The sequence below is a fragment of the Brachybacterium sp. genome, from assembly GCF_036379615.1.
In the GTDB taxonomy this organism is placed as follows: domain Bacteria; phylum Actinomycetota; class Actinomycetes; order Actinomycetales; family Dermabacteraceae; genus Brachybacterium.
In genome coordinates, this window is record NZ_DASVGJ010000007.1 from 1 (window position 1) to 13,172 (window position 13,172).

Below are 13,172 nucleotides of genomic sequence, written 5' to 3' on the forward strand. Positions count from 1 at the left end.
GGGGGCGATGAGGGCGTCCAGGGCGAACACCTCATGGGCCATCTGCTCGGTGATGACCTCGGAAGGCGTGCCCTGGGAGTGGATCTCGCCGCCGCGAACGGCGACCAGGTGGTCGGCGTAGCGGGCGGCGAGGTTCAGATCGTGCAGCACGATGCCCACGGTGGTGCCGCGCTCGCGGTTCAGGTCGCGGACCACGTCGAGCACCTCGAGCTGATGGGTCACGTCGAGATAGGTGGTGGGCTCGTCCAGCAGCAGCACCTCGGTCTGCTGGGCCAGCGCCATCGCGATCCACACCCGCTGCCGCTGACCACCCGAGAGCTCCTCCAGCAGCCGGTCCTGCAGAGGGTCCGTGCGGGTGGCGGCGAGCGCTGTGGCGACGGCCTGCTCGTCCTGGTCGGTCCACTGCGGGAACAGCCCCTGGTGGGGGAAGCGGCCGCGGGTGACCAGCTCGCGCACGGTGACGCCGTCGGGCGCGATCGGCGTCTGCGGGAGCAGGCCCAGGCGCCGGGCGAGCTCCTTCCCGCGCAGGGAGTGGAGGTCCCGCCCGTCCAGCAGCACGCTGCCGCTGGTGGGCGTGAGCAGCCGGGACATGCCGCGCAGCAGGGTCGACTTCCCGCTGCCGTTGGCGCCCACGATGATCGTGATGCGCCCTTCCGGCAGTGCCAGCGAGAGGTCGCGGACCACTTCCCGGCGGTCGTACGCCAGGTGCAGGTGCTGAGCTTCGATCAGTGCCATCGGGTCACCTTCCGGATCCGGAGGTCGGGGTGCGGGTGAGCATCCACAGCAGGAATGGGGCGCCGAGCGCGCCGGTGACCACTCCGGCCGGCAGCTCGGTGCCGCCGAAGAGGTTCTGGCCGGCGATGTCGGCGAGCAGCACGATCACCGCGCCGACCACGGCGGCGAGCGCGAAGCTGGGGCGGCCGGCCAGCATCCGGGCGATGGGCCCGGCGAGGAAGGCCACGAAGGAGAGCGGGCCGGTCACCGCGACCGTGAGCGCGCTCAGGGTCACCGCCACCAGGATCAGGGCGATGCGGGTGCGCGGCACCGGCAGGCCGAGGCTGGTCGCGGTGTCATCGCCCAGCTGCAGGATCCGCAGGCGCACCACCAGCAGGCTGAGTGCCGGGATCAGCACGGCGAGCGCGATGGCGAGCACCGCCGCGCGCTCCCAGGTGGAAGAGGACAGCGAGCCGATCAGCCAATGCATCGCATCGCCCGCCGACTGCAGCGAGAGACGGGTCAGCAGGTAGGAGACGAGGGCGCTGAGCGCGGCCGCGATCCCGATCCCGACCAGCACGAAACGGTTGTCCACGGCACCGGCGGAGCCGGGCCGGTCCACGCCGGCCACGATCATCAGCAGCGCCGCCGTGGCGAGACCGCCCAGCAGGGCGCACCAGAACAGGGCGCGGCCGTCGGCCGCGAAGAAGGCCATCGCGATCACCGCGCCCGCGGACGCCCCGAGGGTCACACCGATCACGTCGGGGCTGGCCAGAGGGTTGCGCAGCAGGGTCTGGAACACGGTCCCGGAGAGCCCGAAGGCGACTCCCGCCAGCAGGGCGACCGCTGCGGTGGGCAGGCGGTGGTCCATCACGATGAAGGAGATCCCCGGGATCTGCTCCCCGCCGATCACGCGCAGCGCCAGATCGACCGGCACCATCGGCGTCCCCACGAGCACTCTCACGGCGACCAGGGCGAGCAGCAGCAGCGCCGCAGCGAGTGCGGTGAGCAGGCCGCGGCGGGAGGGTCGACGCAGGCGCCCGGCGCGTGCGGGCACGGCGACCGGCGCGGGAGCGGGGCCGGGGGCGGTCACAGGCCCACCTGCCGACGGCTGCGCAGCAGCACGAGGAAGACGGGCACGCCGACCAGCGCGGTCATCACGCCGACCTGCACCTCGGCGGGAGGGGCGATCACCCGCCCGACGGTGTCGGCGAGCAGCAGCAGCACCGGCCCGCCCAGCAGGCACAGCGGCACGATCCGGCGGTAGTCGCCGCCCACGAGCAGCCGGGCGGCGTGGGGGACGACCAGGCCGAGGAAGCCGATGGGGCCGGCCAGCGCCACCGCCGCCCCGCACAGCAGGATGATCGCGACCCCGAGCAGCACCCGCACCCGTCCCACCTTCACGCCGAGGCCCACCGCGGCGTCGTCGCCGAGGGCGAGGGCATTGAGCACGCCGGTGGCCAGCAGGATCACGATCGCCCCGGCCACCATGAGCGCCCCGACGCCGGCGATGTCGGCGAGGCTGCGGGCACCGAGGGTGCCCACCTGCCAGAAGCGCAGACGGTCCAGCGAGGCGTCGTCGAGCATCACCAGCGCATTGGTGATCGAGGCGAGGCCGGCGGTGAGCGCGGCCCCGGCCAGGGCGAGCTTGACGGGGGTGGCCCCGTCCCGCCCGAGGGAGGCGACGGAGTAGACCGCCACGGTCCCGAGCGCTGCGCCGGCCAGGGCGAGCACCATGAACTGGGCGACCTCGGAGGCGTCGACGAGGTAGACGCCGAGCACCACCGCGGTGGTCGCGCCGGCGTTGATGCCGAGGATCCCCGGATCGGCGAGCGGGTTGCGGGTCATCCCCTGCATCGCCGCGCCCGCCACCGCGAGCGCCGCGCCGACGGCGACGCCCGCCACCGTGCGCAGCAGCCGCGAGTGGATCACCACGTGGTCGGCGAGGGAGCTGTCATAGGCGCCCAGCGCCTCCAGCACGGTCGCCGGGGAGACGGTGCGGGCGCCGACCATGAGGGAGAGCAGGCACGCGAGCGCCAGGGAGAGCAGTCCGCCGGCGAGAGCGAGCGGGATGGATCGGCGCACCGGGGTGGATCAGCCGCGCACGCTCTGCGCGACCTCGACGACCGTCGGCACGAAGTGCTCCAGGGCCCAGGGCAGGCTGAGGGCGTTCGCCGCCGAGATCGAGAGCGTGAGGTGGTCGTCGTCGGTGAGGACCACACCACCGGCGGCGACCGCGGGGATCTGGGCGAACAGCGCATTGTCCTGGAAGTCCTCGGCGGTGCTGCCGGGGGCGGCCCAGGTGTAGAAGAGGTCGGAGTCCAGCTCGTCGGCGCGCTCGGCGGACCACTCGAGGAAGAAGGTCTCCGACTCCTCGGTGTTCTCCGTGACCACGTCTGCCTGGGTCATGCCCAGCGCGGTGAAGAAGCGGGGGCGGGTGTCCTCCCCGACGTACAGCGAGATGGTGTCGTCGGCGAGGCCCAGGGTGCCGGCGATGAAGGTGGCCCCGGCGATCGCGGGGTTCTCCTCGCCGACGGCCGCGAGATCCGCGGTGAGCTGCTCGGCGAGCTCGGTGGCCTGCTCGGAGCGCCCGGTGGCGGCACCGACCGCGGCCAGGGTGTCCTCCCAGGAGGCGGTGTAGTTCGGCGCCAGCGGACCGATGGTCGGGGCGATCTTGGAGAGCTGGTCGTACTCCTCCTGGGTGACCCCGGAGTAGGCGGCGATGATGAGGTCCGGCATGACGGCCGCGATCTCGTCGACGTTGATGCCGTCGGACTCGTCGTACTGCACGGGCGCGCCCTCGGAGCCCCAGTCGGCACCGAGCTCCTCGAGCTTCGCATCGATCCAGTCGGTGGAGCCGTTGTCGTTGCCGCCCCAGGTCACCGTGGGCATGCCCGCCGGCACGATGCCGAGGGCGAGGAGGGTGTCCGCGTTGACCCACGAGACGGTCGCGATCCTCTTCGGCTCCGCCTCGAGCACGGTCTCCCCGTAGAGGTGGGTGATGGCCGCATAGGTCGATCCCTCGCTCGTGTCGTCGGCGCTTCCAGCGCTGCTCGAGCAGGAGGCGAGTGCGGGTGCGGCGAGCACGGACAGGGCGACGAGCGCACGACGGGAGATCGTCACAGCGATTCCTCCAGGATCGACACCACCGGGGATCGGTGGTTAGGCGAGCCTGACCTTATTCCGTGACGTCCATGGTGCGCAATTGCCGATCGGGGCCGAGCCCGCCGGGAGGGCGCGGTGCAGGCACGATCCAGGCACGGATGAGGCCCGGACGGGCACGCAGAAAGGGAGCCGGATCACAACCGGGAACCCTCGGTGCGCGAGGGATGGGCCGGCCGGGTGGAGCCGACCGGGTGGGGCCGACGGAGCGGGTCGGTGGGATGCGGGCCGGCGAGTGCGGAGCCGGGGCGCGACACGCCCGGCCGACCGTCGGGTCAGCCCGCGGCAGGCGCGCCGCCGCCGACCTCGTCGTCGGACTCCTCGGAGGAGTCGTCCGCCGGATCCTCGAGCCCGCTCACCCCGGCGTCGCGGTACAGCGCGATGAACTCGCGGGCCGTGTCGGGCCCGATCATCAGGCGCAGCACGGGCGAGACCTCGTAGTCATCACCCTGCTCGTCCAGCAGCCCGGCCCGCTGCACCTTCGCGATGGAGGCCCGGACCTCCTTGGCGAAGCCGGCCTCATCCGTCGAGGTGGTGCGGCGATAGGCGGCCAGGGCCTGCTGGAGCTCCGCCTCGGAGACCACGGTGCGCTGTCCGCGCGAGGACTGGGTCAGCAGCATCTGCCGCAGGACCAGCATCAGCACCGAATCCAGACGGTTCATGCCGGTCAGGCGGCGCAGCAGCTTGGGGGCGTCGGCGTCGTCCTCGCTCTGACGCACGAAGGCGACCTGGGCGTCGTCGTCGACGACGAGTTCGAGGAAGAGATCCGCCAGCCTCGCCTCGAGCGCCGAGCGGTCGCGCAGCAGCTGCGCGTACCGCGCGGCGTCTCGCCGACCGTCGAGGAACGGCCCCTGGAGCAGGTGCACGAGCACCCGCCGGGACTCGTCGACCAGCGCCGCGCCGGGGGCGGAGGGGGCGCCGTCCTCGTCGAGGACAGCATCGGGGCGGGTCGCAGAAGTGCTCACGGGCACTTACCTTACCGGCGCCGCGCCACGCCACCGAGCCCCGGCTCCACGGACCGATGCCGTGAAATCTCCCCATGAAGGCTGAGAATCTGGTGGAATCACGAGGACAGGCAGGAAGACCTCCGTGCGCACCGTGCGGAGGAGTCGACCGCAAGGAGCCGACCATGGAACTGTCCACCCCCGTCATCATCGGGATCGTCATCGCCGTCCTGATCGTCCTGATCGTTCTGATCGCCCTGGGCGTGGCGGCTTCGAAGCGCAAGAAGGCCCGCCAGCAGGAGGAGGACCGCCGACGAGCGGCCCAGATCCGCCAGGAGGCCGAGCAGCAGGAGAAGGCGGTCCAGGAGCGCGACCTGAAGGCGCGCGAGACGGAGCTCGACGCTGATCGTGCCCGCCTGGACGCCGAGCGCAAGTCCAAGGAGGCCGAGCAGGAGCAGCTCGCGGCCCAGCGCCGTCAGTCCGAGGCCGAGCGGAAGCGCGCCGAGGTCGACCAGGAGCGCGAACGGGTCCAGGCCCAGAAGGCCGAGGCCGACCGCCTCGACCCGGACACCCAGTCCCCTGCCGAGGACGGCCGCCGGGCCGCGAAGGACGCACGGCACGACGCGCGCGGCACGCAGACCGCTGCGACGGACCCCGCGCACGACCAGGGGCGCGAGAGCGTTCATGGCGATGATGTCCGTCATGACGATGCCCGCGCTGAGCACGTCCGTGGCGATCACGCCGCAGACCACCGTGACCCCGCCCGGGACGCCGACCAGTCAGCGCACCGCGAGCATGATCGTCAGGGCTCGGGCGCCGGAACTGCAGCCGCCGCAGGTGCCGCCGGGGCCGCCGGCCTCGGAGCAGGCGCCGCAGCCGCCTCGCAGGACAAGGACCACGACAGCGACCGCGACCGGGGCGCCGTCGAGCGCGACCGTGCCGGACGTGACGGCGCCGGACGTGACGATGCCGGACGTGAGGGATCCGGGCGTGATGGCCTCGACCGTGACGGCTCCGATCCCGCCGCCACCGCTCACGGACGCCGCGCTGCACGCTCGGCCGACGAGGAGCCGCTGACCGGCGATGCCCCGGACCGCGCCCCGAGCGCCGCCGGCCTCGAGGGCTCTCGCACCGGTGCCGCGGACCACGCCGATCGCACCGCCCCCGTCGACGGCCGCGCTCCGGTCGAGGACCGCGCTCCGGCCGAGGACCGCGCCGTTGCCGAGGGCCGTGCCCCCGAGCACGGGCGGGATGCCGGCACCTCCTCCGGACCAGGCACTGCCGCAGGGGCCGGTGCCGCTGCGGGGACGGGCGCCGGTACCGGGGCCGCTGCCGCCGGTGGTTCCGACGGGGAGCACGATCGCCACTCGTCCGCGGACGGCGGTTTCGGTCGCCCGACCGATCAGCCCCGCACCGAGCAGCCGACGAATGCCGACCTGGCCGGCCGCCAGGGCGACCACCCGGGAGACTCGGGCAGGATCGATCCCGCGGCCGACCGGCAGACCCCGCCCGCGGACCAGCAGTTCGGTCACTCGGCCGACCGCGACGGTCGGCACACCCCGCCGGCGGATCAGCAGTTCGGCCAGCAGGGGCAGCACGCTCCTCGGGACGAGCAGTTCCGCCAGGAGGGCCAGGTCGGTCGAGACGATCGGCCCGTCCCGGACCAGCAGTTCGGCCAGGATCGACCGCCTGAGGGCCACCGCGAGGAGCTCCGCCACGACCGCTCGTCGGAGGGGGTGGAGCCGCAGCGCCATGGGGCACCGGCCGATCCCGCGGCCGAGCCGGGCCCTGTCGGTGATCACGGTCGCCTCGGGGAGCCCGGTGGCGCCGGCGAGCACCGGCCCCGGACTGAGGAGCAGGATCCGTTCTTCCAGCAGGAGCAGCAGCTGCGCGGAGAGAACGGCGAGCTGCCGCCCGAAGCGCCGGACTTCGGCGGCCCCCAGGGCGGCACGCACCGCGGCTGACGCCCACTCGCGCTGAGGCGCACTGCGGAGCTCGCTCCGCACGACGGCGGCTCGGAGACCTCGAGGGATGAGGTCGCCGGGCCGCCGTCGTCATGCGTGATGGTCGGGCTGGCCATGCCAGACTTCCGCCATGGCCGCTCCCGCTCCCCCTCCGCGCACTCGCATGGACGACATCACCGTCGAGCGGGTGCTGCGCGTGGTCGAGGCGATCCCGCCCGGGCAGGTGGCGGCCTACGGCGAGGTGGGCGCGATCGTCGGCGTCGGCCCCCGCCTGGTGGGCCGCATCATGCGCACCTGGGGCTCAGGCGTGCCGTGGTGGCGGGTCACCAACAGCTACGGCGACCACCCTCTGCTGACCCGCGCCCGCGAGCACTGGGACCGCGAGGGCATCATCATCAAGCCCAATGGGCGCGGCTGCCGGATGGCGCAGTTCGGGGCGGACCTGGAGGCGTTGCGGGAGAGTTCCCGCGCCGCGCTCGCGGAGCTCGACGACGCCTGAGCCGACCCGGCTCACTCGACCGGGACGTCCTCGAGGAAATAGAACGAGGGCACCTTCGCGGCGTAGTCCCGGCCGTCCAGCTCGCGCCAGGTGACGATCTCCGTGGACCCTTCCCGCTCCTGCGCGTGGTAGGTGGCCAGGAACATCAGTCCGATCACGCTGGCCAGTCCCTGCTCAGCGGGCCGCTCCCGCAGCACATCGCCGAGGGAGGCCTGGCCGTTGCGGCCCCGCACGTCGTTGACGTGGGAGGTGAGGCCCACCAGGTCGATGTCGTTGGTGCGCACGAGGTCCGCCAGCACCTCGACGCTGAGCGAGGTCGCATCGTGCACCTCGGCCTCGGCCGGGGCTCCGGGGTCGGTGGGGTCCTTCAGGCGGTGCTGGGAGACGGAGCCGATCAGCACGCGCGAGAGGTCCAGCTCGAGCGGGAAGGGCGCCCGGGTGGAGACCTCGTCCTTCTGCGCCAGTGCGATCCCCTGGGCCTCCTGCAGCGCCTCGAGCAGCACCCGATGCTGACGGAAGTCCTGGGAGCGCACGAAGCGGGCCAGCGAGCGGTACAGCTCCGTCTTGACGTCCAGCACCTCCTGCGCCGGCTCGTAGAGGTCGCTGAACACGTTGGCGAGCCTCTCGCGCTCGTCCCGGCCCAGGGAGCGGGAGAAGTCACGCTCGAGCAGCCGGTCCACCAGGTCCTGGGTGGTGCGGGTCTGGGCCGGGTCATTGAGCATCCGGAAGAACGCCGTGAAGGTGCGGCCCACGCTGGACTGCCCCAGCAGGTCGTCGCCCGCCAGCAGCTGTTCGAGGATCTCGCCGCGAGAGCCCTCCGGGGAGAGGATCTGCTCGCGCAGGTGCAGATCCACGGCGCGCAGGTCCTCTCGGTACTGGAGGAAGTCGCCCGAGAGCTCGGCGGCGATCTGCAGGATGTCGCGCAGGCGATCGGTGGAGGCCTCGGCGCTGGGCAGCATCAGCTCGCCCTCGGCGAGGTCCCGGATCTCCGCCTCGATGCGCTCCCGGCGGCGCTGGAGGTCCGCCAGGCGCACGTCCCGATCGGTCTCCGTCTCCTGGGCGAGGCGCTCGAACTGCTGGACCACCAGCTGCAGTCGGGACTGCGTCGTGGTGGGCCGGTGCTCCTCGAGCGAGGCGATGAACTGGATCGCATCGATCGTCGCCGGCGAGGGCTCGAAGGTGGTCTCGGTGTGCTGCGGATCGTCGCGTCGGGTCAGGTAGCCCTCGCGCACCCAGCCGTCGACGTACTCCGCGGCGCTGCGCCCGCCGCGCGACTCCCCGACGGGGTCGAGGTCCTCGGCGGCGTCGTCCTCCTGCTCGTCGTGCAGCAGCGGGAGGTGCGCGCCGACGCGGGCGATGAGCTCGCTGCGCGGCAGCCGACGATCACCCGAGGGGAACGTGGACTGCAGGATCGCGAGCACGGCAGGAGCTTTGGTCGCGGCGAGCAGGCGCCAGGTGCTGGCCCGCCGCAGCTGCTCGTAGGTCTCCTTGCGCGCGGACACGGCGTCGCTGCGGCGGTCGGTCCACCGGTTCGGCTCGGTCGTGGTCACGAGAGAAGAGTCTAGCGGCGCGCGTGCTCGCGGGAGCACCGGCCGGGTGGCCGGCCGCTCACGCGGGGCTCGCGGTGCGCAGCCCCTCGCGCTCGGCGGCCGAGGTCAGTTCGCGGTCATAGGTGACCATCACGTCGGCGTCGACGGCGAGCGCCGCCGCGAGATGGATCGCGTCAGCGCTGCGCAGCGAATGCCCGCCGTGGAAGGCGACGAGGAGATGCGAGCGTTCGATATCGATCAGGCCGACGGCGCCCAGGAGCTGGTCGATCGTCTGCGGGTCCGCGAACCCGCATCCGGCCTGACCCGCCCACCACCGGGGTACGCTGAAGAGTGAACGTTCACGATCCGGCGTCACACGCGCCGCACCCTGGAGGATCCTCGCCGATGAGCACCCCGCTGCAGTCCCTCGACAGCACACACCGCATGGACCACTGGTGGGAGGAGCTGCCCGCAGGACGGAACCGCCTGCGCGGCCGCGCCCATCTGCACTCCGACGCCCCGGCGCTGAGCCTCGACGGGACCTGGGACTTCCGGTACGGCACTCGCGCCGACGGCTCCGATCTCGGGGAGAGCACCGAGATCGCGGTGCCGGGGCTGTGGCAGCTGCAGGGTCACGGCGCACCGCAGTACACCAACGTCATCTACCCGATCCCGCGCGAGGTCCCCCACGTGCCGGACGAGAACCCCACCGGGCACTACTCCCGCACGGTGTCGGTGCCCGCCGAGTGGGCCGAACAGCTCGCCGCCGGTGGGCGCGTGCTGCTGCGCTTCCAGGGCGTGGACTCTGCGGCGAAGATCTGGATCGACGGTGCGGAGATCGGCGTGACCGCCGGGTCCCGCCTCACCCAGGAGTTCGACGTCACCGACGCGCTCTCCGCTCCCGGTGCGCAGCACGAGCATCTGCTCGAGGTCCGCGTGGTGCAGTGGTCGGTGAACACCTACGTCGAGGACCAGGACATGTGGTGGGCCTCGGGCATCTTCCGCAGCGTGGACCTGCTGCTGCGGCCCGTCGGCGGGATCCATGATCTGGTCACCGTCGCGGACTTCGACCCGGAGACGGGGCGCGGCACGCTGAGCGCGACCGCCTTCGACGGCGAGGGCGCGGAGGTCGTGGCGACCCTCGAGATCCCCGCCCTGGGACACCGCGCCGCGACCGGCGTGGACCCGCTGGCCGTGGGTGAGGTGCGGCCGTGGTCCGCCGAGGACCCGCACCTGTACGACGCCACGATCAGCACGGGCACCGAGACCGTCTCGCTGCGTCTGGGCTTCCGTCGCGTGGAGGTGGACGGGGAGATCTTCCGCGTCAACGGCGAGCGCATCGTGTTCCGCGGCGTGAACCGCCATGAGGCGGATCCGGTGGTGGGCCGCGCCCAGCAGCTGGAGAACCAGGACCTCGACGTCGCGCTGATGAAGCAGCACAACCTCAACGCCGTGCGCACCTCCCACTATCCGCCCCATCAGCGGTTCCTCGAGGTGTGCGACGAGGCGGGGCTGTACGTGATCTGCGAGGGCGACTTCGAGACCCACGGCTTCCATGCCGATTCCACCTGGGGCGAGGACAGCACCGGCGCGGCCGAGGGCCCCGCACAGAACCCGCTGTTCGAGGAGTCCCTGGTGGAGCGCTCCGAGCGCTTCGTGCGCCGGGACCGCAACCACGCCTCGATCGTCATGTGGTCGATCGGCAACGAGGCCGCCTCCGGCCCGGTCACCGAGGCGATGGTCGCCGCCGTGCGCGCCACCGATGCCACCCGCCCGGTGATCTACGAGCAGGACTACGCGGCGGAGTACGTGGACGTGTTCTCGCTGATGTACTCCTCGGTCGAGGAGTCCGCGCAGATCGGCCGCCGCGACCTCTCTCCCGAGTACCAGGACCGGCTCACCTCCATGCTGCGCAGCTTCGCCCTGGACGTTCCCGACGGCCACTTCGCGAACCCGCCGGCGCTGACCAAGCCGTTCCTGTGGATCGAGTACGCCCACGCGATGGGCAACGGCGCCGGCTCCCTGAAGGAGTACATGGCGCTCACCGAGCAGTACCCGGCCCTGCACGGCGGCTTCATCTGGGAGTGGATCGACCACGGCCTGGAGACGACCGACACCGAGGGCAACCGCATCTACGGCTACGGCGGCGACTTCGGCGAGCGTCTGCACGATGGCAACTTCGTGGCCGACGGGCTGGTGCTGCCCGACCGCACCCCCTCCCCGGCCCTTTTGGACGCCAAGCACCACTACTCCCCCGTGGGTCTGGCGGTCTCGCCCGGCAGCGTGCGGATCACCAACCGCTACGCCTTCAGCGGCCTCTCCCACCTGCGGGCCGAGGTGTCGCTGGATGCACAGCAGAGCTGGCAGGAGCTCGCGCTGCCGCAGATCGCCCCGGGCGAGCAGGTCGAGGCGGCGCTGCCGGTGCATGAGGGCGCGACCACCACGGTGCGTCTGACCACGCGCGAGGAGCAGGGCCCCGTCCCGGCCGGTCACCTGATCGTGGCCGCGGACCATGTGGACACCGAGCGGCTGCGCGCGGCGCACTCCCCGTCGGCCTCCGCGCCCTGTGCTCCCACCCGCGGCGAGGACGGCTCCTGGAGCCTGGGCCCCGCCCGCCTCGACGACCTGGGCCGCCTGGTGGCACTGGGCGCTCTCGAGGTCGAGCAGGCCGGGGTGGATCTGTACCGCGCCCCGGTCGACAACGAGCGCGCCCGCACCCGCGCCCCGCTCGAGGCGCGGTGGAAGCGGATCGGCCTGGACCACGCCCGCCGCCGGCTGGTCGGCATCGAGGTCGATCCTGCCGACGGGGACGTCCTGGTGGTCCGCAGCCGGATCGGCCTGGACGGCTCGGCGCTGGGCGCCGACGTCGTCGAGCGCTTCCGCGGCGACGCGAGCGGGCTCGAGGTGGACGTGACGCTCACCCCCTCGGCCTTCTGGCCGGAGAGCCTGCCCCTGCCGCGGATCGGGTGGACCCTCGCCCTTCCTTCGGCCCCTGACCAGGTGGAGCACGACGGCTTCGGACCGCACGAGTCCTACCCGGACACCGGTGGCGGCACCACCTTCGGCCGCTGGTCCTCCTCGCTCGAGGAGTTCCAGGTGCCGTACGTGTTCCCGCAGGAGAACGGCAACCGCGCCGGGACCGTGCACGCGCGGCTGAGCGGGGCGGACGGCACCGGGCTCGCCGTGACGGCCCCGGACGGGCTGGGCTTCGCGGCACGGCCCTGGTCCACCGCGGAGCTCGACGCCCGCGCGCACGACGGGGCGCTGCGTCCCGACGGTCGCACCTGGGTGACCCTCTCCGCGGCGCTGCACGGCGTCGGCTCGGCGGCCTGCGGGCCGGAGCCGCTGCCGCAGTACGTGCTCACCGCCCGGGAGGAGCGCTTCCGCTTCCGCCTGGAGCCCGTGCAGGGCTGAGATCGACACCTCCCGGAGACCCCGGGCACGGCGGCGCCCGATACCCTGGGGCGGGCGTCGTCGTGGCGTCATGACGAGGCAGGACCGAGGGAGAAGCATGACTCAGGGGTACGGACCGGATCACGGACAGCAGGGGCAGTGGGGGCAGGGCGATCAGAACTCGCCGCCTGCGTCACCCTGGGGACAGCCGGAGCAGCAGGCTCCGGCCGCGCAGCCGCAGTGGGGTCAGCCCTCCCCTGCCCCGCACGCCGGCTCGCCGATGTCCTCGCCCGCCCAGCCGCAGTGGGGCCAGGCGTCCCCGTCGGGAGCCCCGGGCGGATACTCGGGCGGGTACCCGGGCGTCGCCCACGCGTCCGGCATGGGCACCGGCCCGCAGTTCGGTGCGGGTGACGGCGTCAACTGGCGGCGGGTGAAGCTCATCGGCCTCATCCTGCTGGGCGGCACGGCCCTGGTGCTGCTGGTCCGGCTCGGCATCAACCTGGCCGCGTTCATCGGGGCGGACGACTTGGCCGCCTCCGGCGCCACCGGCGAGGTCGGCGCCGTCGGGGCCGGATCGAGCCTGGTGTCCCTCCTGCTGTACGGCCTGAACTTCCTGCTGGGCACCGCCCTGCTCGTGCTCGGGATCATCGCCGCGGTGATGGGGCGCGGCCGGGCCCGGGCGGGCGGGATCGTGGTCGCCGCCGCGATCCCCCTCTCCGTCATCCTCTACTGGATCTTCACCTTCCTCGCAGGGGTCATCTGGGGCATCGTCACGGGCGCCTCGGGCGAGACGGCCGATGCCGGCTCGGCCACCCTCTACTACGTCACAGCGGTGACCGGCGTCGTGCACGCCCTCCTCGTCGTCGCGATCCTCGCTCTGGGCTCCTTCTTCGTCCACAGCACCGCGTCGAAGAAGCTGTCCGCCTGAGACAGGGACCTCACCGGCCGGGCGCCTCGGACCTCCTCG

11 protein-coding genes are annotated in these 13,172 nt (G+C 72.8%); 4 read left to right on the forward strand and 7 right to left on the reverse strand.

Annotation, left to right across the window (positions count from 1 at the left end; translation table 11 throughout):
• From VF289_RS01460 to VF289_RS01480, 5 genes are all read right to left on the reverse strand, one after another.
• On the reverse strand, positions 1 to 735 hold a 735-nt coding region (locus VF289_RS01460), incomplete at its 3' end, for an ABC transporter ATP-binding protein (RefSeq protein WP_330880368.1).
• A 4-nt stretch (positions 736 to 739) separates the two neighbouring features.
• Complete coding sequence (locus tag VF289_RS01465; protein ID WP_330880370.1) at positions 740 to 1,807, reverse strand: iron ABC transporter permease; 1,068 nt, start codon at positions 1,805 to 1,807, stop codon at positions 740 to 742.
• Positions 1,804 to 2,799, reverse strand: coding sequence for an iron ABC transporter permease (locus tag VF289_RS01470; RefSeq protein WP_330880372.1), 996 nt, complete (start codon positions 2,797 to 2,799; stop codon positions 1,804 to 1,806). Before VF289_RS01470 ends, VF289_RS01465 begins: the two co-directional genes overlap by 4 nt.
• 9 nt (positions 2,800 to 2,808) lie before the next feature.
• Positions 2,809 to 3,837 carry an ABC transporter substrate-binding protein gene (locus VF289_RS01475; protein WP_330880374.1) on the reverse strand — a complete coding sequence of 343 codons (1,029 nt, stop codon included), beginning with the start codon at positions 3,835 to 3,837 and terminating at the stop codon, positions 2,809 to 2,811.
• Positions 3,838 to 4,151: 314 nt separating this feature from the next.
• Positions 4,152 to 4,841 carry a DUF4194 domain-containing protein gene (locus tag VF289_RS01480; protein WP_330880376.1) on the reverse strand — a complete coding sequence of 230 codons (690 nt, stop codon included), beginning with the start codon at positions 4,839 to 4,841 and terminating at the stop codon, positions 4,152 to 4,154.
• Between the two features lie 164 nt (positions 4,842 to 5,005).
• Here VF289_RS01480 and VF289_RS01485 point away from each other — a divergent pair, with 164 nt between their 5' ends.
• Together VF289_RS01485 and VF289_RS01490 are read left to right on the forward strand one after the other, a co-directional pair.
• Complete coding sequence (locus VF289_RS01485) at positions 5,006 to 6,784, forward strand: hypothetical protein (RefSeq protein WP_330880378.1); 1,779 nt, start codon at positions 5,006 to 5,008, stop codon at positions 6,782 to 6,784.
• Between the two features lie 130 nt (positions 6,785 to 6,914).
• Entirely contained in the window at positions 6,915 to 7,283 is a 369-nt protein-coding gene (locus VF289_RS01490; RefSeq protein ID WP_330880379.1) for an MGMT family protein, read from the forward strand.
• 11 nt (positions 7,284 to 7,294) lie between these two features.
• Here the strand turns inward: VF289_RS01490 and VF289_RS01495 are convergent, their stop codons facing one another.
• A complete protein-coding gene (locus VF289_RS01495; RefSeq protein WP_330880381.1) occupies positions 7,295 to 8,833 on the reverse strand; it encodes a DUF3375 domain-containing protein in 1,539 nt (512 codons plus the stop codon).
• 58 nt (positions 8,834 to 8,891) lie between these two features.
• Entirely contained in the window at positions 8,892 to 9,188 is a 297-nt protein-coding gene (locus VF289_RS01500) for a hypothetical protein (protein WP_330880383.1), read from the reverse strand.
• Between the two features lie 29 nt (positions 9,189 to 9,217).
• Here VF289_RS01500 and VF289_RS01505 point away from each other — a divergent pair, with 29 nt between their 5' ends.
• Together VF289_RS01505 and VF289_RS01510 are read left to right on the forward strand one after the other, a co-directional pair.
• Positions 9,218 to 12,226, forward strand: coding sequence for a glycoside hydrolase family 2 TIM barrel-domain containing protein (locus VF289_RS01505; protein ID WP_330880385.1), 3,009 nt, complete (start codon positions 9,218 to 9,220; stop codon positions 12,224 to 12,226).
• Positions 12,227 to 12,323: 97 nt separating this feature from the next.
• Complete coding sequence (locus tag VF289_RS01510; RefSeq protein WP_330880387.1) at positions 12,324 to 13,133, forward strand: hypothetical protein; 810 nt, start codon at positions 12,324 to 12,326, stop codon at positions 13,131 to 13,133.
• Positions 13,134 to 13,172: the final 39 nt, after the last annotated feature.

Coding starts and splice junctions, on each gene's coding strand:
- VF289_RS01485 (WP_330880378.1), top strand. CDS start 5,006: ATGGAACTGTCCACCCCCGTCATCATCGGGATCGTCATCGCCGTCCTG.
- VF289_RS01490 (WP_330880379.1), top strand. CDS start 6,915: ATGGCCGCTCCCGCTCCCCCTCCGCGCACTCGCATGGACGACATCACC.
- VF289_RS01505 (WP_330880385.1), top strand. CDS start 9,218: ATGAGCACCCCGCTGCAGTCCCTCGACAGCACACACCGCATGGACCAC.
- VF289_RS01510 (WP_330880387.1), top strand. CDS start 12,324: ATGACTCAGGGGTACGGACCGGATCACGGACAGCAGGGGCAGTGGGGG.